This window comes from Leclercia sp. W17 (assembly GCF_003336325.1).
GTDB lineage: Bacteria > Pseudomonadota > Gammaproteobacteria > Enterobacterales > Enterobacteriaceae > Enterobacter.
Genome location: NZ_CP031101.1, coordinates 1,327,523 through 1,350,467 on the forward strand (window position 1 = coordinate 1,327,523; position 22,945 = coordinate 1,350,467).

Sequence of the window (22,945 nt, forward strand, 5' to 3'; positions counted from 1 at the left end):
AGACGAAAAAAAACCGGGGCGTTATCCCCGGTTTTTTTATGCTGATTACAGTACCAGTGCAGCGATGGACGCAGACAGGACGCTGACCAGCGTAGAACCGTAGACCAGTTTCAGACCGAAGCGGGAAACCACGTTACCCTGCTCTTCGTTCAGACCTTTAATCGCACCGGCGATGATACCGATGGAAGAGAAGTTAGCGAAAGAAACCAGGAAGACGGAGAGAATGCCTTCGGCGCGCGGGGAGAGGCTACCGGCGATTTTCTGCAGATCCATCATCGCGACGAATTCGTTAGAAACCAGTTTGGTCGCCATAATACTGCCCACCTGCAGCGCTTCGCTGGCTGGCACACCCATCACCCAGGCTACCGGGTAGAAGATGTAACCCAGAATCCCCTGGAAGGAGATACCCAGTACGGCAGCAAACAGGGCGTTCAGCGCGGAGATCAGGGCGATAAAGCCGATCAGCATCGCAGCAACAATCACCGCTACTTTGAAGCCTGCCAGAATGTATTCACCCAGCATTTCGAAGAAGCTCTGACCTTCGTGCAGATTCGCCATCTGTAGGTTCTCTTCACTTTCATCCACGCGGTACGGGTTGATCAGTGACAGAACGATAAAGGTGCTGAACATGTTCAGAACCAGTGCAGCCACCACGTATTTAGGCTCAAGCATGGTCATATACGCGCCCACGATAGACATGGATACGGTAGACATTGCCGTTGCCGCCATGGTGTACATGCGGTTGCGGGACATTTTGCTGAGGATATCTTTATAGGCGATAAAGTTCTCAGACTGACCGAGGATCAGGGAACTTACGGCGTTGAAAGATTCCAGTTTGCCCATGCCGTTCACTTTAGACAGCACGGTACCAATAGCGCGGATGACAATCGGCAGAATGCGGATGTGCTGCAGGATACCGATCAGGGCAGAGATAAAGACGATTGGGCACAACACTTTCAGGAAGAAGAACGCCAGACCTTCGTCGTTCATTTTACCGAACACGAAGTTGGTCCCTTCATTGGCGAATCCGAGCAGTTTTTCAAACATCTCGGAGAAGCCTTTTACAAAGCCCAGCCCCACGTCTGAGTTCAGGAAGAACCAGGCGAGCAATACTTCAATAACAAGTAACTGAATGACATAGCGAATGCGGATCTTTTTGCGATCGCTGCTGACCAGCAACGCAAGCACGGCAACGACAACAAGTGCCAGGACAAAATGTAGGACGCGGTCCATATTTGCTCCAAATATGAGGCAGGTTTAATTTCGCTGCACATTCTATGAAACAAGCGTAAAGAAAACGAGATCAAAGCCACACTATCGTTGAGTCCTGTGACGAGTCTCAAAAATAGTGACATACGATACATTTTCGTTATGTTATGTAAATGAGTTAAAAGTTAAGTTTGTGTGCTACGCTTCACAAAGGCGCGTGCTTCTGCCCGCTATCGATAGACCATTCCAGCCTGCTAATTGTTCTTCGCTATCACTGCAATCACGATAATCCTTCTAAATGAACTTGATAATCATTCGCATTTTGATAGCATTTAACATAGCAAAGGCTATATTACTGAGGCAAAAATGAGCAACAGTCGCGTTGATGAGAGTAGCAGTGGTAGGGCTGCACGCAAAATGCGGTTTGCATTAATGGGACCTGCGTTTATTGCCGCCATTGGCTATATCGATCCCGGTAATTTTGCGACCAATATCCAGGCCGGAGCCAGCTTCGGCTATAAACTTTTGTGGGTGGTAGTCTGGGCCAACCTGATGGCGATGATGATCCAGGTGCTGTCAGCAAAACTGGGCATTGCCACCGGCAAAAACCTCGCGGAGCAGATCCGCGATCATTATCCGCGTCCGCTGGTCTGGTTCTACTGGGTGCAGGCGGAGATTATTGCCATGGCGACCGACCTGGCAGAATTCATCGGCGCGGCGATTGGCTTTAAGCTGATCCTCGGCGTGTCGCTGTTGCAGGGCGCGGTATTAACCGGTATCGCCACCTTCCTTATTCTGATGCTGCAACGACGCGGGCAGAAACCGCTGGAGAAAGTGATCGGTGGTCTGCTGCTGTTTGTGGCGGCAGCCTACATAGTTGAGCTCATCTTCTCTCAGCCCGATCTGGTGCAGTTGGGTAAAGGGATGGCGATCCCGAGCCTGCCGACCACCGAAGCGGTGTTCCTTGCGGCCGGGGTACTGGGCGCGACCATTATGCCGCACGTGATCTATCTGCACTCCTCGCTGACCCAGAATCTGCATGGCGGTTCACGGCAGGAGCGCTACTCCGCGACGAAATGGGACGTTGCCATCGCCATGACCATTGCCGGGTTTGTTAACCTGGCGATGATGGCGACCGCCGCAGCGGCATTCCATTTCAACGGCCATACCGGCGTTGCCGATCTGGATCAGGCGTACCTGACGCTGGAACCGCTGCTGAGTCACGCGGCGGCAACTATCTTTGGCCTGAGCCTGGTGGCGGCGGGTCTCTCTTCCACCGTTGTCGGCACGCTGGCAGGGCAGGTGGTCATGCAGGGATTCGTGCGCTTCCACATTCCTTTATGGGTGCGCCGTTCGATCACGATGCTGCCGTCGTTTGTGGTGATCCTGATGGGACTGGATCCGACCCGCATTCTGGTGATGAGCCAGGTCCTGCTCAGTTTTGGTATTGCACTGGCGCTGGTGCCGCTGCTGGTCTTTACCAGCGACAAGAAGCTGATGGGCGATCTGGTTAACAGTAAGACGGTGAAACGGACGGGGTGGGCGATCGTCGTGCTGGTGGTGGCGCTGAATCTGTGGTTACTAATCGGGACCGCATTGGGATTGTAAAAAAGGCGCCGGGAGGCGCCTTTTTCGTATCAGTGACGGTGACCGTGTCCGCCGTGACCATGCCCGTGACCGCGGCCTCGTGGGCCTCGATGATCGTCACGATCGCTCCAGCCTGCGCGATAGCCGCGCTCATAGGCTTTACGTTTATCCCAGCCACGGTGGTAGCCGTTATCATGTCTGTGCCAGCGGTTGCCGCGCCATTCATAATGACGGCGCCAGTAGTCGCGGTCACGCCAGCCGCCGCCGTCCCAGTAGTTACCGTAATTATCACGATCGCCAATTTGTAATTTTATGGATGGCAACAGGGTGATTTCGCCAGCATTAACGACCAGCGGGGCTGAAGCCAGTAATACTGCTGCCAGAATCAGAGACCTGAACATGGTTATTCTCCTTCACGATCGGAGCCGTAATCGGCTTGTTAAAGCAATATTAAGGGGCGGTAAAGTCCCGGATAATCGCTTTAACTCCTAATTCAGAAGGCGTAGCACTTTTTGCTAAAAGTGCTTTTAATTTACACTGTTCAGAATCGCGTCGATTTCGTTCAGCTCCTCAGGCGTGAAGTGACGGTTCGCCAGCATTCCCACGGCATCATCAATTTGCGCCGTTTTGCTGGCGCCAATCAGCACCGAGGTGACGGCCTCCTGGTGTAACACCCAGGCCAGCGCCATCTGCGACAGCTTCTGGTTGCGGCGTTCCGCCAGGGCGTTGAGCTGACGCACTTTCGCCAGTTTCTCTTCGGTAAGCTGATCCGGATTGAGGAACCGGCTTCCGCTGGCGGCGCGGGAATCTGCCGGAATACCGTTCAGATAGCGTTCGGTCAACTGCCCCCCGGCGAGCGGTGAGAAGGCAATGCAGCCCACCCCTTTATCCTTCAGTACGTCCAGCAAGCCCGCTTCTGGGGTGCGTTCAAACATCGAGTATTTCGGCTGATGGATAAGGCAGGGCGTGCCTAAATCATCGAGGATCTCAACGGCCTGGCGAGCCAGCTCTGCCGGATAATTGGATAGCCCAACGTACAGTGCCTTGCCCTGGCGCACGACATGGTCTAACGCTTTCATCGTCTCTTTCAACGGCGTTTCCGGGTCCGGACGGTGATGATAGAAAATATCGACATACTCCAGGCCCATCCGCTTCAGGCTCTGATCGAGGCTGGCAATCAGATACTTACGCGAGCCCCAGTCGCCATAGGGGCCCTCCCACATGGTATAGCCCGCCTTGGTTGAGATGCTGAGTTCATCGCGCCAGGCGCTGAAATCTTCCTGCAAAATCCGTCCAAAGTTACGCTCTGCGGAACCCGGCGGTGGACCGTAGTTATTGGCAAGGTCGAAGTGCGTAATCCCCACATCGAAGGCACGATGTAAAAGTTGACGGCTGTTTTCGATCAACGTGGCGTCGCCAAAGTTATGCCACAGCCCCAGGGAGATGGCAGGGAGCTTGAGACCACTTTGCCCGCATCGTTGATAATTCATTGACTGGTAACGGTTTTGATTCGCCTGATAAACCATGAGACTTGCCCCTCTGCGTCAGAATGTCATTCAGTGTATACGTTTACACTAAACGTCTGGCAGGCAGATTACCTTGCGAAAATACGTAAAGCATTATTTCCATGGGCAGTTTATCGCCATTCCTGGACAGCTATCACGCTTCTTCAATACTCAAATTGAAGTCAACATTATAAGGATAACTGTCATGCAAACCCCCTACACCGTCGCCGATTACCTGCTGGACCGTCTTACAGATTGTGGTGCCGATCATCTGTTTGGCGTGCCGGGCGACTACAATCTGCAGTTTCTCGATCACGTTATCGCCAGCCCGGATATTGGCTGGGTAGGTTGTGCCAACGAATTAAATGCGGCCTATGCCGCCGATGGATATGCGCGCTGCAAAGGGTTTGCTGCGCTGCTGACAACGTTCGGGGTGGGCGAGCTCAGCGCCATGAACGGTATCGCAGGCAGTTTCGCCGAGCATGTGCCGGTTCTGCATATCGTGGGTGCCCCGGGCAGCGCCTCGCAGAAAAAAGGGGAGCTGCTACACCATACGCTTGGTGACGGCGAGTTTCGTCACTTCTATAAGATGAGTGAGCCCGTTACCGTCGCCCAGGCGCTCCTGACTGAACAAAACGCCTGCTATGAAATCGACCGGGTCCTGACCCAGATGCTCCGGGAGCGCCGTCCAGGCTATATTATGCTGCCTGCCGATGTGGCAAAAAAACCAGCCACGCCGCCTGTCAGCGCGCTCATGGACCGTCTTTATGAGAGCGACAGTTTCCGTCTTGACGCCTTCCGCCAGGCGGCAGAAAAACGGCTGGCCGCGAGCGATCGCACCGCGCTGCTGGCCGACTTCCTGGTCCTGCGTTATGGCCTGAAAAATCAGCTGCAACGCTGGGTGGAGCAAACGCCCATCGCCCACGCCACCATGCTGATGGGGAAAGGGATTTTTGACGAGCGCAAACCCGGTTTTGCCGGCACCTACAGCGGCTCCGCCAGCGCAGCCGAGGTTAACAAGGCCATTGAGGGCGCCGATACCGTCATCTGCGTGGGTACGCGCTTTACCGATACGCTTACCGCGGGCTTCACCCACAAACTTACCCATCAGCAGACCATTGACGTTCAGCCCCACGCCTCGCGCATTGGCGATGTCTGGTACACCGGGATCCCCATGACCCAGGCCATTGAGGTGCTCGCCAGCCTCTGCCATCAGTATGCCCAAACCGGGAATACGCCCCGCCCGGCGCGGCAGTTACATGCGGTTCATCCCGGCTCGCTGACCCAGGACAGCTTCTGGAAAACGCTGCAAACCTATATTCGCCCGGGGGACATTATTCTCGCCGACCAGGGAACGTCGGCCTTTGGTGCTGGCGCGCTGCGTTTGCCGGATGAGGTCAATTTTATCGTGCAGCCGATCTGGGGATCGATTGGCTACACCCTGGCCGCCGCCTACGGTGCGCAGACTGCCTGCCCGGATCGCCGCGTGATTGCCATTACCGGCGACGGTGCGGCGCAGCTCACTATCCAGGAGCTGGGCTCCATGCTGCGGGACAAACAGCGTCCGGTGATCATGGTCCTGAACAACGAAGGCTATACGGTGGAGCGTGCCATACATGGTCCGAACCAGCGCTATAACGACATTGCGCTGTGGAACTGGACGCAGATCCCGCAGGCGCTCAGCCTGGATTGCCAGGCCGAGTGCTGGCGGGTGAGTGAGACGGTGCAGCTGGAAGAGGTGCTGGAGAGAGTCGCGCACCCACAACGGCTGTCGTTAATTGAGGTGATGTTGCCGAAAGCCGACGTTCCGCCGCTGCTGAGCGGCATTATCCAGGCGCTGGAAGCACGCAAAAGCGCCTGATTACTTCTCATCGTTCCAGGCAGCCATCATCGGTCTGCCCGCCAGCAACAGCCAGGCGGGCAGCATCACAATACAGAGCAGCGGCAGCAGGGTGGTGTCCGGCACCACCACTGCCGCCATAAACAGGCTTAGCCACGCATCCCGGGTGACAACCAGCACCAGCCCCATAATCGAACAGGAGATAGTGATCGCCAGGGGAACGGCCTCTACATGTTCATGCAGCATCAACCCCAGCGCCGCGCCGACGAACACCGCCGGGAAAATGCGCCCGCCGCGAAAACCGCACGCCGCAGCCACTACCAGCGCCGCCAGTTTTATCAGCGCAAAGAGCAGATAATCTGACACGCTGAAGATCTGGCTGAAGGCCATCTGCTGCATCTCATCCAGCCCCTTAAACAGGGTGATGTTGCCCCCGATTGCCCCAAGGATCCCCAGAATAAATCCGCCAGCGCCAAGAATAAGGACCGGGTGCTTCAGACGATGCATCAGACGGTGCAGGCGTGGCAAACACCAGACCGCCACCATCCCCAGCGCGATAGCGATGGCGGCGACAATCGCGCCGCTAAAAATGTCGACCATCTGCATCTGGCTGTAGTGAGCAACGGGCAGCGAGAAGTGAGGATGAAAAAAGAGGCTGGTGGTCAGGGCTCCGGCGGCGGCGGATAAGAGCGGGGCGAACAGACGATCCCAGAGCGGGATCTCCGGATTGCCGCTCAGGGTCTGGGAAAAAATCAGCGCCGCCGCAACAGGCGTGCCGAACAGCGCCCCGATGGTGCCCGCAGAGGCGAGAATGGTCCAGTCGAGGGCGTTCACCCGGGGGAACGCCCGCGCTCCTATGGCGACGGCCAGCGCGATGTTCACCGCCATCACCGGATGCTCAGGCCCAAGGCTGACGCCGCCCGCCAGGCCAATAATCAGGGCGATAATCAACCCGGGCAGGGCAGCGGCATCTACCGGCGCGCCAATCAACGGCTCTACGGCCGGATCTGGCCCGGCATGTCCCGGGCTGTAGCGTATCACCACTCCTACAGCGATACCGGTAAGCGTCAGGATTAAAATAACCCATACCGGCGAGCTTGCGTTAAGGCCGAGGGAAGCCGGTAATGAGGTCCACAAAATCGATTGCAGCACGGAGGCGACCTTCATGATCACAATCAGGATCAGGCTGGATGCAACGCCAATAATCAGCGCAGGAGGGGCCAGCAGCAGCATCGTTCTGGCTCGCGGATGGAGCATGATGATTTCCTTGTTAAAAATAGCTGTCTGTACTTTGCACGTTCAGCCTTATGGCAATAGTGCAAATGGTGCTGAAACGGTAAAGTTATTCTGTGATGAAGATCGATAATCCTGGGGTGCTTTTATTCAGGTCGTTGTTGTTCACGGGCCTTGAATTTAGAGTGTGCCAAACAGTTATTTTGACTTTAGCGGAGCAGTAGAAGAATGACAAAGTATGCTTTGGTAGGTGATGTAGGGGGGACTAACGCGCGTCTGGCGTTATGTGACGTCAACACCGGCGAAATCTCCCGCGCCAAAACCTATTCCGGGCTGGATTACCCCAGCCTGGAAGCGGTGGTTCGTGTCTATCTGACGGAGCATGATGTCAGCGTTGAGGATGGCTGTATCGCCATTGCCTGCCCGATTACCGGTGACTGGGTGGCGATGACCAACCACACCTGGGCATTCTCTGTCGCCGAAATGAAGGCCAACCTCGGCTTTGCCCATCTGGAAATTATTAACGACTTTACCGCGGTGTCGATGGCGATCCCGATGTTAAAGCCGGAGCATCTGATCCAGTTCGGCGGCACCGAGCCGGTTGAAGGTAAGCCCATTGCCGTCTACGGCGCTGGCACCGGCCTGGGGGTTTCCCATCTGGTACACGTCGACAAGCGCTGGATCAGCCTGCCGGGTGAAGGCGGACATGTCGATTTCGCGCCAAACAGCGAAGAAGAGGGCATCATCCTCGAAGAGCTGCGCGCGGAGATCGGCCACGTCTCGGCGGAGCGGGTGCTCTCAGGTCCGGGCCTGGTGAACCTTTACCGGGCGATTGTGAAATCCGATGGCCGTCTGCCGGAAAATCTGCAGCCGAAAGATGTGACCGAACGCGCGCTGGAAGATAGCTGCACCGACTGCCGTCGTGCGCTCTCGCTCTTCTGCGTCATCATGGGGCGTTTTGGCGGCAACCTGGCGCTGAACCTGAGCACCTTTGGTGGGGTCTATATCGCGGGCGGGATCGTACCGCGCTTCCTCGACTTCTTTAAATCGTCCGGTTTCCGCGGCGGGTTTGAAGACAAGGGGCGCTTCCGCGATTATGTCCGGGATATTCCGGTGTACCTGATTGTACATGACAATCCGGGTCTGCTGGGCTCTGGCGCGCATCTGCGTCAGACTCTGGGCCAGGTACTGTAATGGCTTCTCCCCGGTGACGTCTGTTCACCGGGGCATTCCCTTCACAGGTGCATCAGCTGGCGAAACTCTTTCACCTTGCTGCGACTCACCGGCACCTGAAAATCGAGATCCTTCAGCCGTAAAATGTAGGTGTTGTTGAACCAGGGTTCGATCTCGCGGATCTTGTTCAGATTGACGCAAAACGAGCGATGACAACGGAAGAAATGGCTCGCCGGCAGCTTGCTGCAAAATTCGGTGATGTTCATCGGCATGACGAACGACTCGCGGCGGGTGTAGACGAAGGTCATCTTCTCATGCGCTTCGGCATAATAGATATCGTTCATCGGCGTCACGATGATGCGTTCATCCTTGATCAAATTGATGGTGTCATTTTCACGCATGACCGGTGAGGCCGCGACCTGCTCCGCGCCGGACTGCTGGTGCCAGGCGTGTTCCAGCTTCTGCAGCATGCTGACAATCCGCGACTCCTGGTACGGCTTCAGAATATAGTCGAACGCTTCCAGCTCGAAAGCCTCCACCGCATGCTCTTTCCACGCGGTGACAAAGACAATAAACGGCTTACTGGCAAACTGGCTGATGTTTTGCGCCAGCAATACGCCGTCCAGAGAGGGAATATTGATATCCAGAAATATGGCGTCAACCCGGTTCTGCTGCAGAAATTTCAGCACGTCCAGACCATCTTCAAAGGTGCCGACGATCTCCATCTGGCTGTGTTCTTTAATCAGCCAGCTCAGCTCCTGTTGAGCGAGTATTTCATCTTCCACAATGATGACTTTCATGCGTCACTCCCTCTAAGGCAACAACAACGTCTGGGCATGAACGGCGGCGCGTTCGTTAGGAACATAAAACGCGATCTCGGTACCCGGCTCAAGGCGGCGAATATGTAGTCCTTCGCCATAAAGCAGCTTAACGCGGTAATGGACATTGAGCAGACCAATTTTATTGCCGGGCATCTCATTTGCCTCTACCCGTTCAATCACTTTCGGGTCGATCCCGTGGCCGGTGTCGCGCACCGCCACCCGCACGCGGTTACCGCATTCGGCCACGCTGATGGTAACCACGCCTTTACCCTTGCGCGGCTGAATGCCGTGGACAATGGCATTCTCCACCAGCGGCTGGATCAGCAGGCTTGGGATCACGCAGTTCACCTCTTCATCAATGTCATAGATGACGGTGAGCTTATCGCCAAACCGCGCCTGCTCGATGGCGATGTAATCCTTGATCTGATAAAGCTCTTTTTTGATGTCGATCTGCTCGTCATCTTTCAACTCAATGTTGTAGCGCAGATAGCGCGACAGATTGAAGATCAGCTGGCGGGCGGTGTCCGGATTCAGGCGGATCGATGAGGAGATGGCGTTCAGCGCATTGAACAGGAAATGGGGATTAATTTTACTCTGCAGGGCGCGCAGCTCTGCCTTGTTTGCCATCTCCCGCAGCTGCTCGGCACGGGAGACCTCCAGTTGAGTGGAGATAATCTGCGACAGCCCGACCGCCATCTCCTGTAAGGTCGATGTGATCTGGTGCGCGTGGCAGTAGTAAATTTTTAGCGTGCCGGTGACCACCCCTTTTTCCCACAGCGGGATGACAAGCATGGAGTGGATCTCCGGGGTGCGGTGGGCCTCATCGTTATTCTTAATGATGATCTTGCCGCCGCTGATTGCCTGGCGGGTGGTAGGGCTGATGGTATCATCATTATCCCGGTAGTTTGTTTCACCCACGCCCACGTAAGCCAGCACCCGGTCAATATTGGTAATGGCCACCGCATCAGCGTCGATGTCGCGGCGGATGATGTCGCACACCTGGCGCAGCGATTCAGCGTTAATATCGCGAAACAGCGGCAGCGTCTTATTGGCAATATCCAGCGCCAGCTTGGCCTGCCGGGCGGCGCTGGCCTCTTTTTCGCTTTCCACGCTCTGCACCAGCAGCACGATAAAGCCGATGCACACGGTGCCGAGGATCATCGGGATACCGATTTTAGACACAATATCCAGCCCCAGTTCGGTGGTCGGGGCCCAGGCCACCACCAGAATCATGGTCATCGTTTCACAGATCATCCCACCGATAATACCCGCCCGCCAGTGCTGCTTTTTGGGGAAGGTGCGGTTGATCCAGCCCGACATCACGCCCGCAATAACGCAGGTGATCAGACAGGGAACCGCCGTTACGCCGCCGATATCGATCAGGTAGCGGTGAAGCCCGGCGATAACACCGGTGATAATGCCCACCCACGGGCCAAACAGGATCCCCCCTGACATCACGGCAATAATACGCACGTTGACCAGCGAACCTTCCACCGGCACCCCGGACCAGGTGCTGAACAGGGCAAACATCGAGAAGATAACGGTGACCGCCAGCAGCTCGCGCGGCGAGTGGGCAGATTTATGCAGCAGCTCGCGGAACAGGCGGATGCGAATGAGGAAAAACAGGCAAATCAGCATTAACGCCGCGCGATCGAACACCGCCAGCAGCATATTGAATATTTCGTGCACGGGTAAACCTGGGAAAAGAGGAAAGAACCATGATAAAAAACCTGACGCTCAATGACCAGCCATCCCGCTCTTTTATAAAATGGGGATAAACCACGTTAATCAAAGGGGATTGTATCTCAGGTCGCATAAGCGAGCAGAAAAGCTAAAAAGCCACCCGGAAGTCGTAACTGTAATGATATTAAAATGTTAACAAAATAACATTCTTGATGCCTCTTTTCATTTTTACTTCCGGTTTTTGTTTAAGCAGTGTTCCCGTTTTAGCGCTACGCTTTTTTTTATTTCTTCCCCCTCGACAAGGCGAATTTTTTCAGGTTATTTTCTAAGCACGCCACATCCGTGGCGACGTCGCTCGGACGGTCCGGGCGCTAACGTAATCTGAGGAATTTATGGCTGACTCCAGTCCTGAACGCCGTTTTTCGCGTATCGATCGTCTTCCCCCGTATGTGTTTAACATTACTGCTGAATTGAAAATGGCTGCGCGTCGGCGCGGCGAAGACATTATCGATTTCAGTATGGGTAATCCGGACGGCGCTACGCCGCCCCATATCGTGGAAAAACTCTGCACCGTCGCCCAGCGCCCGGACACGCATGGCTACTCAACCTCTAAAGGGATTCCGCGTTTACGCCGCGCCATTTCGCGCTGGTATCAGGAACGCTATCAGGTGGAGATCGACCCCGAGAGCGAAGCCATTGTCACCATCGGTTCAAAAGAGGGGCTGGCGCATCTGATGCTGGCGACGCTGGACCATGGCGACACGGTGCTGGTGCCGAACCCCAGCTACCCGATCCATATTTACGGTGCGGTCATTGCCGGTGCGCAGGTGCGCTCTGTGCCGCTGGTTGAAGGCGTCGACTTTTTTAACGAGCTGGAACGCGCCATCCGGGAAAGCTATCCGAAGCCGAAGATGATGATCCTCGGTTTTCCTTCCAACCCGACCGCCCAGTGCGTGGAACTCGACTTCTTTGAGAAAGTGGTGGCCCTGGCTAAGCGCTACGACGTGCTGGTGGTGCATGACCTGGCCTACGCCGACATTGTGTATGACGGCTGGAAAGCGCCGTCGATCATGCAGGTACCCGGCGCGCGGGACGTTGCGGTGGAGTTTTTCACCCTGTCGAAAAGCTACAACATGGCGGGCTGGCGTATCGGCTTTATGGTCGGCAACAAGACGCTGGTAAACGCGCTGGCACGTATCAAAAGCTACCACGACTACGGCACCTTTACCCCGTTGCAGGTAGCGGCCATTGCTGCGCTGGAAGGCGATCAGCAGTGCGTGAAGGAGATTGCCGCCCAGTACAAACGCCGTCGCGATGTGCTGGTCAAAGGGCTGCATGAGGCGGGCTGGATGGTGGAGATGCCGAAAGCTTCGATGTACGTCTGGGCGAAGATCCCGGAGGCCTACGCCGCGATGGGGTCGCTGGAGTTTGCCAAAAAACTCCTGCAGGATGCGAAAGTGTGCGTCTCCCCGGGGATTGGCTTTGGCGACTACGGCGATACGCACGTGCGTTTCGCGCTGATTGAGAACAGCGATCGTATCCGTCAGGCGGTGAGGGGCATTAAAAGCATGTTCCGCGCCGACGGACTGTTGCCCCAGGTAACAAAGACCACGCCAGAGCAGGCGGGTCAGTAACCCCAAAAAAACAGGCGCCTTGGGCGCCTGTTTTTTTGACTACATTTTCTTTGCTCAGTTCATCATCAGGGCAAACGTACCGACCCATGCGAACAAAATCACTGAAAAACCCATAAAGAAATATTTCACGTTCATCGCTCCGCGTATTTCGTGATACGCAATAAAAAACAGAGTCCAACTGAGTATAGAGAGGTGAAGTCAGTCCAGAGCGGAAATGAGAATTATCCCGTTTCAGCGACGACTCCAGCTCAGAATTCTGTGCTTTCAGGTAGCCAGACGGCGCTAATGTACGCTTAAATTTCGGGAGTGACAAGAGGCATTTTTCTAAATAATTTCCACGACTTACGAGTGTCGTGGAACGGCGACAGTTTAATTTCGGCAGGTAATAAATTGTCCTTCAGAAAGATAGCCTGCTAACGATAAACCTAAGTGATTACAGGTGATTGAAAAGGTTAGTTTCTAAAAGAAACTAACCTTCGACGGGGTTAAAGATAGAGGGAAGCGTGCCCCACAGGACGCGTTTTAAAACGGCGATGCACCCATAAATACTGTTCCGGCGCACGCATGATCTCGCTCTCGATCACACTGTTGATGTAAGCCGCGGCGGCCGCCTCTTCCTGGGGATAGTTCTCCATCTCCGGCATGATAAACAGGCGATAACCGCTTTTATCGTCTTTTCTGACCATGGTAACCGTCAGCATCACCGACTTTGAAAGACGGTGAATCACAAATGTGCCGTTTGTGGTGGCCACCTCCTTTACTGCGAAGAAGGGGGCGAAGCTGCTGCCATTGCGGCCATAGTCCTGGTCCGGAGCAAACCAGACCGCTTCGCCTTTTTTCAGGGCGCTAACCAGCCCACGTAGATTATTGCGGCTGATCATCGCCTTATTTGAACGCATGCGCCCGCACGTCTGCACCCACTCCATCAGGGCGCTATTGTGCGGACGATAAGTAGCCATCATGGGCTGGCACAACCCCATCACCCGGCCACCCAGCTCCAGCGACGTAAAGTGAACGCCGATCACCATCACCCCGCAGTTTTTCGCCTGCGCGCGCTGCAAATTTTCCAGGCCTTCAACGTCAAACCATTTACGTACCCGCGAGTCCGGCCAGAACCAGGCCATTCCCGTTTCCAGTAACGCCATGCCGATAGATTTAAAATTTTCACTAATGAGATGATCGCGCTCTGCAGGGGAGAGCGCCGGAAAACAGAGTTCGAGGTTTCTGCGCGCGATAGATTCACGGCGCTTCAGAAAACGACGCGAGAGGCTTCCGAGACCGGCACCCAGCCAGCGCAGCGCCGGATAAGGTAATTGCACGAGCAGCCACAGGACGCCCAGACCAAACCACGTAAACCAGTAACGCGGATGCAGAAGCGTGCGCGTGAATTTGCATTGAGACAAGATAAAACGACCTTTGTGAAGAGTATGTTGGTAGCCCCAGACTGGCGCTACGCCGGAATGTTAATAAGACCCGCGGTAATCGTATTGGTTCATGGCTGAAACCGTACATGACCGGAGTCTGAAAAAACGGCAATTGGCGTTGGGCGGCGTAATGTAGCACTGATATATCTTAACTGCTAACACTACTTTTCGATCAAAAAATAATCACTAAAATCGCTAAAAAGGAGGCTATTTTTATCCGCATTAAGAGGCTATTCATGAGGTCTTTCATATCCAAAATCAAAGCCGAGCAGCACGTTCTGGCGTAAGGCGTGATTTAACGGATAGCTGTAACTCTGCCCGATGCTGACCGTATGGATCAGCCGCAACAGCGTGCCGCCGCTGAGGGATGCGGGGGTATCGGTGATCGCCACTTCCGCTCCCTGCAATGCGTGCCGCAGCGACTGATAGGCCGGAGAAGCTGTGATGCTGTTGTTCGTCACGCTGCACAGGCCGAGCAGCAGGCAGATTAATAACACCGGGAAGATCAGCGGATGGCGGTTGAGCAGGCGAACGGGGCGCCAGGGGGTGACAGAGAGCAGGGCGGCACTTAACGGGAGAAGCAGCAGATAGATCAGTTTTGCCAGGTGGGTGAGGGCGCCGAGCAGGGAGAACATCAGCGCAAGGGGAGGCACAATCACCGCCCGCGCCGCATCCTCGCCCCGTTTTTCATTTGCTCCGCCTGCACCGTAGCTGGTGAGCGCAGCCTGCAGGCGGGGGAGTTGCTGTTGCAGGACGTAGTCAAGATGGGGAGCCTGCAGAGCCAGGGCGAACTGTTTCAGTGCGTCCTCTTTCGGATATTCAGGCTGCACCCGGGTTTGCAGCGGCAGGGCCAGCTTTTCCCGCAGCCTTTTCTGTACCGGTTCCAGCATGAAAAACGTCTCCCAGTCGAGGCGGGCCGGGATTGCCACCCCATGATAGAGCCCATTTTTCCGGGTATCGCTGTTATAGCCGAGATAGTCCTGATAAATGTCCGCGCGCGCGGCCAGCCAGAGTTTGTAATAGCCGAGGAGCCCGCCCTCCTGAACGCTGATGCTGTCGCGCAGGTTTTGTGCCGCCTCTCGCTCAAGCAGTTCGTGATAGCGGCTGACCGAGCTCATAAGCAGCGGCAGCATCGCCAGAAACGCTTTTCCGGATGGACTGGTCCAGGTTTCGCGCTGACTGCCATCGTCATCAAGCGGGATCCCCGCCAGCGTCTGGTGCCCGTCAATTAAGGAGTGCTGATAGAGCTGCGCCAGCATCGACTTCTGGCGAAACTCGCCGGTGCTTTGGGCAACCTGGCGCTCAATAACCCACTCCACCGTTTGCCATGTCACCACGCCGATGAGCAGACAGAGCGAGAACACCATGCCTGCCACCCAGGGAGCGGGAAACGCAATGTCGCGTTTTTTCAGCCAGGCGTTGCACGCCAGCACCAGCTGGAATACCAGCAGCGCGGCGGCGATGGCGGTTAGGGCCCGACCATAGCGCTCCATATTGTGGATATCGTCGGGGGTGGAGAGACTTCCCACCAGATCGAGCAGGCGCGAGTTAAAGGCCAGCTCGCAGATGAGGTAGGTGAGGGTGAGGAGAATAACCACCGCGTTTTGCCACAGCGGCAGCGTAGGGCGCTTAATATCGGCCCGGTTTTCCAGTTCACCGAGAGCGCGTTCCGTCATGATTTCAGCTCCAGGCTGGTCTGACGGGTGATCGCAGGTTGCCAGATCTGCTCCGGCAACGAGTTATCCAGCACCGGCACGACCCGGGGCGCGGGCGGTTCTGCGGCTTTAACCTGAGGCCGTTTTTTTACTTTTACGGGCGGCGCTGGGGGCGCTTCTGGCGCGTTCAGGAACGATTCAGGTGCGCTATACGCGGGCTGCACAGGCGCAGGGCGAACATATTTCGGCGCTACGCGCGCCCGGCTGGGATTCTTATCATGGCTAGCACAACCGCTTACGCTCAGAAGCAGCGTTAACAACACCACCCCGCAGCGGGGCATTTTTTGCAGTGGCACGCTCATCAGTTTGTCCTGACTCTGTCGCACAGCGGAGTGACGTCTTTTAAATGTAATCGGGAATTTTAATTCAGGTAGTTGTATCGCTTAAAAATTCTGCTTACCTCCCCGCCAACTGAGCCAGCGGCATGATCAGCCTGCATTCACCCTCCTCAATGACGGCGCGCCAGCCCGCATCGGACGCCTCTTCCCGGGTAATAGGCATACCCTGCGCGGTCAGCTGCGCGATCAGATCCGCAAATTCCGCCCCGGTCACCGGGCGGGGCTGCCAGAAGGTCTGTTTATTGTCGGTCAGGATCGGCAGAAGCGCGATCTGCGGTTGCGGGGCGCCGAGCAGCAGGCGGACGACAAAGCCATACGGCGGCACGCCGCGCGACTGGTATTCACCGTTACTGTTAAACACCCCGTTGCCGATGCTGTAGACCACCAGACTTTCGCCCAGTTTTACCGCCTCGCCTGTCATGTGCGGCCCGGAGCCGATAATCAGGTCGGCTCCGGCCTCGCAGAGACGCTGCGCCAGCGCCCGCTGTCCCACCGTTGTCCACTGGTAATCTAGCCCCCAGTGAGCGAGCACAATAGTGGTGGCTGGCCGGGGGCGTGCTTTCTCCAGACGCAGCTGTTCAGCCAGGCCGCCGCTCAGGCAGGCGACCCCTGCCCGACGTGAGCGGGCATAAAAGGCGCAATCCTGCTCCATGTAGCGCCGGTACCAGTAGGCGCTGAAAATCTTGTACTGTCTGCCGCCCACCGTCAGCACCAGCGGAGCGTGGGCTTGCTGCGCATTGCGTCCGGCGCCGATGCAGGCAATGCCGCCGTCGCCAAACGCCGCCAGGGTGCTTTCCAGCCCCGGCAGTCCGGCATCCATGGCGTGATTATTGCCAAGGGCCACCGCGTCGATACCCTGTTTACGCAGGGCGGTAACCGAGGCGACCGGATCCCCGGTCAGGCAGAACGGCTTTCGGCCTTCCAGACTGGCGCGCAGATCGGTGGCGAGGGCCGCCTCAAAGTTGGCAAGAGTGAAGTCGCTACCGCGCAGCAGGGGGGCGATACCCAGAAAGCTGTGATCGTAGCCGTAACGTTGCAGGGCATCATCCAAACCCCGCGCCTGGCGCTTGCGGGTATACCACTCGCCAAAGTAGGTATCGCCCAACAAGGTGAGGGTCGCCACAGGTTTGTCGATGTGCCGTTCGACGGGCATCGGTGCGGGCTCTGCGCCATCCACTCCGGTCAGGAGCCCATCCAGCAGATAGTCGAGATGAAAGGCATCATCCGCCCCGGCAGCGCAGGCCAGCCAGAGTTCGCCTGCGATCCACTGCAGCGCAACGCCCCAGCGTCCGGCGCAGAATTGTCCCCATGCGCTGCCGTTGCTGTGCAGGTTGCCGCTTTTAAGGTACACCCGCTCGCCGATGGCCGCCTCGTGCTCACCCAGCCACGTAAGCCAGTGCGGGTAGCGCAGCTGGAAATGGTGCATCAGCCTTGCGATATCCGAAAGCGTGGTGCGCTGGGCGGGGCGGGGACGACCGGAGACGTTATTGATATGGGTGTGGCGCATCTCCAGCTGGTCAACAAGGCTGCGCAGCGCCTTCAACGCCTCCGCGCTGCTGCCTGTCAGCGTTTCCGCCAGATGAATGGCGGCGTCGCAGGCGTTGTGGATGAGCATCCCCTGCACCAGCGATTTCACGGTTGCCGTGCTCCCCCGTTGCAGGCCAAGAGCCGGATTGCCCTGCAGAACGTGGGCGGCGATGCCGTGCATCTCAACAGGCGTCTCAAGGGTTATTTTTTTCGCCAGCAGACGTTCTGCCAGGCAGACGGCCAGCAGCAGCTGGCTCAAGTACGTGGGAGCAAAGGTACTGTCGCCCTGCTCAGACAGCCGGGTTTCGCCGGTGGTAAGATTCATCAGCAGACGGGCGGTTTGCCCTTTTGCCAGGGCTGGCGACGCGGTGAGACGGCGTTTCAACAGGCCGACAACCCGCCTGAAGTCGGAATTACGCACGCTCCCTTTGACCAGCACGATATCACCGTCGCGCAACGTCGGCGCAGCGGCCTCCACCAGCGCCTCTGCGGTGCTGAAATGGCCGCCGCGAACCTCTTCCGGCAGGGCGTCGTGCAGGGTACGCATCTCGTCACCGTGCAGAAATGCCTGCTGGCAGCTGGCCGCCAGCAGGGGCTGCGCCAGCGAGCGGTGGATGGCGGCGGACTGATCCCCAAGGTTGATGATCCGCCCCAGCAGGGCGATCACACGGCCGCCCCCTTCCTGCGCTCGCTGAGCGGCCACCTCAAACGCGTTGAGCATCGACAGGTATTCGGCGTTATAGCTGTCATCAATCAGAGTGACAGCTCCGCCGCCCGGCAGCGGCAGCGCGGTAATGCCCATGTGCTGACCATCGCTGCGCCAGGCTTCAAGGCTGGTAACGATCTCCGTCAGGCTCACTCCAAGCAGGTCGGCGGCGATAAGCGAGGCCACCGAGTTAAGCGCGGCGCCTTTGCCCGGCACGGCCAGCCGGTAACTCAGGCTCTGCTGGTGGACGTTGAGTGTGATCAGGCTCCCGTTGGCATCCTGGGTAAACGCCGTGATTCGCACGTCGGCGTCGGCATCAAACCCGTAACTGATGATGCGGGCACCGTCGCGGGTAACGCTGGCAGCTACAGTGTTATATCCGGTCATATCACGGTTTAAAATGGCGTAGCCACCCGGAATAAGACCGTGACTGATGCGCGCTTTAAAGCGGGCCACATCATCGAGAGAGGTCACCCTCCTGCCCACCTGGGTGATGCCGATTTCGGTGATAATGACGATATGCGGCTTAATGCGCGGGCCGATCCCACCGTTGCGCATCCACAGAGCAGAGATCGCCACTTCCATTACCACCGCCTGCGGATTGCAGACTGCACGCGCCAGCGTGATGGAGGCACCTGTACGGGTGTTGTGGTTCCCGCGGCTCGCCACTACCGACATGTGGTTTGCCAGAATGCTGTTCAGCATCTCTTTGGTCGAGGTTTTGCCTACCGTACCGGTAATCGCCACCAGCTTGCCGTCCAGCCGCCGCCGGGCTTCTTCTGCAAGCCAAAGCAGGGCCTGATAGCTGTTGCCCACCACCAGCTGAGGAAAGTCCGGAGGCAGACCATCAACCTTGCGCTGGACGATGGCCCCGCAGTAGCGAGAGGCGTGGCGGGGAAGCGAAAGATGAGTGTCATCCCAGCCAGCGTAAATACCGGTGTTGCCGGAGCCCTTACGCCAGGTGTCGGGATCGATGGCGACAAAGAGGCAGGGATGGCCAGGCTGCGCCTTATCATGAAAAAGGACAATGTCAGTGGCGCACCAGCCTGCATCCGGGCGATTGTACCAGATGCTACCGGGTAGTTTTTCGAGTTCGGCAGCGGTCCATCCCGGTGCTTGCGTCTCAGCGCGTAGCTGGCGGGGCGGTTTCTGGCTCATATTTTTATTCCTGCTTTTTTGGGGCTTATCCGCGTAGCGGACAAAGGCGAATGGCGTTGATTGCCGCATTACCCGTCAAATCATGATATTCCGGTGGTTTGGCGGGGCGTTCGAGCAGTTCTACCCGGTGGCCATGTTCCCGCAGCGCATCCGCGAATCGCGCCTGCAGATCGAACGGTGTATTGCGATCCTGCGGGTTGCCGATCACCAGGATCAGTCGGAAGGGATCGGCGGCGATCCCGCTGATGTGGTCAAGGGGATCCCACGGATGCGGCAGCCCGGTGGTATCCAGTGCCGGTGCCAGAGCGTTACCGTTTTGCAGGCGCAGGCGCTGCGCCCGCTCGAGTATTCCCCAGGCGCCGGAAGTAAGCACCGCGCAGGCGATGTCCCGGCGGCCGGTAGTCAACAGCGCCGAGGCGGCGGTGGCGCCTCCGCTGTGCCCGCTGAGAATAAAGCGCTGAATACCATAGCGGGCCTTGATAGCATTGAGGGCGGCATCGATAGCCTGGAACTCTTCCGCCTGACGACGATGGTAATGGTTACCGCTGGAACCGTAGGTGCCGGGGCGGGCGAGAATGATGGTCGGCAACCCGGTCTGGCGTAGGATGGCCCGGGCCTGACGGCGTTGGTCGGCGGCGGTATTTCCCGGGATGGTGGCGGGTGGGCGTTTTATCTGCGAGACGCGGTCGCCTTTCAGTATCACCACCGCCAGCGGGGCGGCCTGCAGATTGCCTGCGCTGAAATAGCGCATACAGGCGTTGCCTTCAGGGTAGTGTACCCACACGGCATCGTCGCCGGTCGGGCAGTGCTGTCGGGAGGCTGGCTGGTTCCACAGCAGTGGCGTCTCAGCGTAAGCGAAAACGCTGATTAGCAGCAGGATCCATACCGCGAAACATCGACTCACACCACCACCCCGGAAGAAACAATAGACATACAGAATACACAACTTGTCACACATAATGGTATTATCTAGTTAGGATTATTCTGACAGGGTTTCCTCAGGCGTTATCAGGAGTAAAAATGCCGCTCAGCCAATTACTGGCGCAAATCCGCCCGGCGATGGAAGTGCTGGACGTCGCGCCCAAACCACCGATCTGCCCCACCTGGGCGATCTTTTTTAGTGCTTCCGATGGCCAAAGCCGTGCGCATGTTGTGCGGGGCTGTGGCGACACCTTCGATCTCGCCTGGCAGCAGGGTGTACAGGCGCTGCTGCAGTGGCAGCAAAAGAGTGGGACGGAAGTTTGCTGGCTGCGCGTTGACCTTGTGGATCAGGTGCAGGCTCTGCGCTGGGATAACCTGCAAGCCCGCTTAGCAAAAACCAAACGCAACTATTTTCGCTTTGGCATCAGCCTGGATCCGGCGTTTCGCTACGCGATGCTGGAGCAGGAGATCGCGGCCAACGCGCTGCTCTATCACGGCGATCACGGCGTTGCCACGCCCAATGCCACTAATCTGGCCCATTTTTCCCGCCGCCGCTTCGGCGCCGTGCTCAGATGGCCGGAGCAGCCTGACCAGACGCTCTGGCGCTTCACCACCCGGGCGCTCTTTTGCGACGGCGAGCAGCCGCTGCCCATCGAATCGACCGGACGTAACAGCGGCTACCGCCAGCTACCCGACTGGCAGGCGACGGCGCTTGAGCCGATGATCGCCTCCGCCACCGACTATCTTGCACGCCAGATTACCCCTTCCGGGCGCTATCAGTACGGCTGGTTCCCCTGTTTCGACCGCGCGATTCCCACCTATAACGCCTTGCGCCACGCCAGCTCCACCTATGCACTGCTCGAAGGCTGGGAAGTGACGCAGCAGCCTGAACAGTTCGCGGCAATCGAGCGGGCGCTCAACGACCTCTGCGCCAGCTTTATCCGTACTTACAGGCTGCTGGACGGCAGCGACGCCGATTTCCTGGTCGACACCGGGGATGAGATCAAGCTTGGCGGCAATGCGGTGTGTATTCTGGCGATGGCGAAATACAGCGAGCTGACCGGCGATGAGCGATATCTGGAACCGATGGCGCGGCTGGCGAACGGGATCGGCTTTATGCAGGATCCGCAGACGGGCGGCTTTGTCCATGTGCTGAATGCAGGGGATCTGTCCCTGAAGGCGGCGCACCGCATTATCTATTACGACGGGGAAGCCGCCTTTGCGCTGATGCGTCTTTACGGGCTAACCAAAGCACCGCGCTGGCTGGCAATGGTCGAACGGGCGATGGAGCATTTTATCGACCAGAAGCACTGGCAGGCGCACGATCACTGGCTCAGCTACTGCGTCAACGAGCTGACGATCTATCGGCCGCTGGAGCGCTATTACCAGTTTGGGCTGGATAACGTGCGCGATCATCTCGACTTCGTTCAGAACCGCGTCACCACTTATCCTACGCTGCTTGAGTTAATGATGGCGGCCTCACGGATGATCGCGCGGCTTGAGGCATCGCCCTATAAACATCTGCTGGCGGGCTTCGACATGACGGTGTTTAACCAGGCGCTGGAGAGCCGCGCCCGCTACCTGGCAAACGGCTTCTTCTGGCCGGAACTGGCGATGTTCTTTAAAAATCCGCCACGCATCGTCGGCAGCTTTTTTATTCGTCACCACAGCTATCGTGTGCGAATCGACGACGTTGAGCACTACCTTTCCGGCTATGTCGCGTACCGTAAGCGCTGGCTGGCCCGGTCAGGCGAGAAGTAAGTTAACGCCATGCGGCTTCCTCCTTCTCTTCTGGCGAGCTGCCGACGCTGGCTATCGCTCTGGCTGGTGCTGCTGCTGGTTATCTCCCCCGGGCTCGGCGCCGGGTGGGATTTCAGCGCCATCAGCACCCGTACCGAACGGCTGTATGGCCCGGCTACCCCCGCCGCCCGGCAGCGGATTGATGAATGGGCCGCGTTGCTTAAACAGCCGTCGCAGGGCACGATCCATGACACGTTAAACCGGGTTAACCAGTTTTTTAACGCCCGCATGGCGTTTCGCGATGATATCGTCGTCTGGAAGCAGCAGGATTACTGGGCAACGCCAATTGAGTTTTTACGTCAGGGGGCAGGGGACTGCGAGGACTTTGCGCTGGCGAAATATTTCACCCTGCGCGAAATGGGCGTGCCGGCGAACCAGTTACGTATTACCTATGTTAAAGCACTCGAACTGAATCAGGCGCACATGGTGGTGACATGGTATTCCACCCCCACGGCGATCCCACTGGTTCTGGATAACCTGAAAACCGCCATCCTGCCTGCTACACAGCGTACCGACCTGCTTCCGGTCTACGCGTTTAACGGCGAAGGGCTATGGCTGCCGCAGTCCGGCGGCAACAAACGCGTGGGCGACAGCAAACGGCTCTCCCGCTGGCAGGATCTTCTCACCCGTATGCGTGCAGAAGGATTTGTAATTAATGAATAGGATAGGGC

18 protein-coding genes are annotated in these 22,945 nt (G+C 57.2%); 6 read left to right on the forward strand and 12 right to left on the reverse strand.

What is annotated here, in order from left to right:
• Positions 1-45: 45 nt before the first annotated feature.
• Positions 46-1,233 carry a NupC/NupG family nucleoside CNT transporter gene (locus DVA44_RS06560; RefSeq protein WP_103180623.1) on the reverse strand — a complete coding sequence of 396 codons (1,188 nt, stop codon included), beginning with the start codon at positions 1,231-1,233 and terminating at the stop codon, positions 46-48.
• A 342-nt stretch (positions 1,234-1,575) separates the two neighbouring features.
• Here DVA44_RS06560 and DVA44_RS06565 point away from each other — a divergent pair, with 342 nt between their 5' ends.
• On the forward strand, positions 1,576-2,817 hold the full coding sequence (locus DVA44_RS06565; RefSeq protein ID WP_114314327.1) for an Nramp family divalent metal transporter: 1,242 nt from the start codon (positions 1,576-1,578) through the stop codon (positions 2,815-2,817).
• A 29-nt stretch (positions 2,818-2,846) separates the two neighbouring features.
• Here DVA44_RS06565 and ypeC read toward each other — a convergent pair whose 3' ends face one another.
• Together ypeC and mgrA are read right to left on the reverse strand one after the other, a co-directional pair.
• Positions 2,847-3,197 carry a DUF2502 domain-containing protein YpeC gene (ypeC, locus tag DVA44_RS06570; protein ID WP_114386013.1) on the reverse strand — a complete coding sequence of 117 codons (351 nt, stop codon included), beginning with the start codon at positions 3,195-3,197 and terminating at the stop codon, positions 2,847-2,849.
• Positions 3,198-3,323: 126 nt separating this feature from the next.
• Positions 3,324-4,322 carry an L-glyceraldehyde 3-phosphate reductase gene (gene mgrA / locus DVA44_RS06575; protein WP_114386014.1) on the reverse strand — a complete coding sequence of 333 codons (999 nt, stop codon included), beginning with the start codon at positions 4,320-4,322 and terminating at the stop codon, positions 3,324-3,326.
• 184 nt (positions 4,323-4,506) lie between these two features.
• Between mgrA and ipdC the strand changes: the two genes are divergently transcribed.
• Positions 4,507-6,162, forward strand: coding sequence for an indolepyruvate decarboxylase (ipdC, locus tag DVA44_RS06580; protein WP_114386015.1), 1,656 nt, complete (start codon positions 4,507-4,509; stop codon positions 6,160-6,162).
• Here the strand turns inward: ipdC and DVA44_RS06585 are convergent, their stop codons facing one another.
• The gene (locus DVA44_RS06585) at positions 6,163-7,398 is read right to left on the reverse strand and encodes an ion channel protein (protein WP_114386016.1); all 1,236 of its coding nucleotides are present in this window, start codon (positions 7,396-7,398) and stop codon (positions 6,163-6,165) included.
• Between the two features lie 204 nt (positions 7,399-7,602).
• On the opposite strand from DVA44_RS06585, the gene glk reads away from it, so the two are divergent.
• Positions 7,603-8,568 (forward strand): glucokinase, encoded by a 966-nt coding sequence (gene glk, locus DVA44_RS06590; protein ID WP_103180613.1) that lies wholly within the window; start codon positions 7,603-7,605, stop codon positions 8,566-8,568.
• 41 nt (positions 8,569-8,609) lie between these two features.
• Here glk and DVA44_RS06595 read toward each other — a convergent pair whose 3' ends face one another.
• Both DVA44_RS06595 and DVA44_RS06600 read right to left on the reverse strand, forming a co-directional pair.
• Positions 8,610-9,347, reverse strand: a complete 738-nt coding sequence (locus DVA44_RS06595; RefSeq protein ID WP_114314331.1) for a LytTR family DNA-binding domain-containing protein — start codon at positions 9,345-9,347, stop codon at positions 8,610-8,612.
• Between the two features lie 12 nt (positions 9,348-9,359).
• Positions 9,360-11,057, reverse strand: a complete 1,698-nt coding sequence (locus DVA44_RS06600; protein WP_114386017.1) for a sensor histidine kinase — start codon at positions 11,055-11,057, stop codon at positions 9,360-9,362.
• 386 nt (positions 11,058-11,443) lie between these two features.
• Between DVA44_RS06600 and alaC the strand changes: the two genes are divergently transcribed.
• Entirely contained in the window at positions 11,444-12,685 is a 1,242-nt protein-coding gene (alaC, locus tag DVA44_RS06605; protein WP_103824696.1) for an alanine transaminase, read from the forward strand.
• 54 nt (positions 12,686-12,739) lie between these two features.
• On the opposite strand, the gene ypdK is transcribed toward alaC, so the two are convergent.
• From ypdK to DVA44_RS06635, 6 genes are all read right to left on the reverse strand, one after another.
• Positions 12,740-12,820: a membrane protein YpdK gene (ypdK, locus tag DVA44_RS26200; RefSeq protein ID WP_197080173.1), complete on the reverse strand. Its 81-nt coding sequence runs from the start codon at positions 12,818-12,820 to the stop codon at positions 12,740-12,742.
• A 350-nt stretch (positions 12,821-13,170) separates the two neighbouring features.
• On the reverse strand, positions 13,171-14,091 hold the full coding sequence (lpxP, locus tag DVA44_RS06615) for a kdo(2)-lipid IV(A) palmitoleoyltransferase (protein ID WP_114314333.1): 921 nt from the start codon (positions 14,089-14,091) through the stop codon (positions 13,171-13,173).
• 248 nt (positions 14,092-14,339) lie between these two features.
• Entirely contained in the window at positions 14,340-15,785 is a 1,446-nt protein-coding gene (locus DVA44_RS06620; protein WP_114386018.1) for a hypothetical protein, read from the reverse strand.
• Positions 15,782-16,126 (reverse strand): hypothetical protein, encoded by a 345-nt coding sequence (locus DVA44_RS06625; protein WP_114314335.1) that lies wholly within the window; start codon positions 16,124-16,126, stop codon positions 15,782-15,784. Before DVA44_RS06625 ends, DVA44_RS06620 begins: the two co-directional genes overlap by 4 nt.
• A 94-nt stretch (positions 16,127-16,220) precedes the next feature.
• Positions 16,221-19,553 carry a CapA family protein gene (locus tag DVA44_RS06630; RefSeq protein ID WP_168194458.1) on the reverse strand — a complete coding sequence of 1,111 codons (3,333 nt, stop codon included), beginning with the start codon at positions 19,551-19,553 and terminating at the stop codon, positions 16,221-16,223.
• Between the two features lie 25 nt (positions 19,554-19,578).
• Positions 19,579-20,457 (reverse strand): S9 family peptidase, encoded by an 879-nt coding sequence (locus DVA44_RS06635; RefSeq protein WP_114386020.1) that lies wholly within the window; start codon positions 20,455-20,457, stop codon positions 19,579-19,581.
• 116 nt (positions 20,458-20,573) lie between these two features.
• Here DVA44_RS06635 and DVA44_RS06640 point away from each other — a divergent pair, with 116 nt between their 5' ends.
• Positions 20,574-22,235 (forward strand): Mur ligase, encoded by a 1,662-nt coding sequence (locus DVA44_RS06640; protein WP_114386021.1) that lies wholly within the window; start codon positions 20,574-20,576, stop codon positions 22,233-22,235.
• Positions 22,236-22,244: 9 nt separating this feature from the next.
• Positions 22,245-22,937, forward strand: coding sequence for a cysteine protease LapG (gene lapG / locus DVA44_RS06645; protein WP_114386022.1), 693 nt, complete (start codon positions 22,245-22,247; stop codon positions 22,935-22,937).
• The last annotated feature ends 8 nt before the right edge of the window (positions 22,938-22,945 follow it).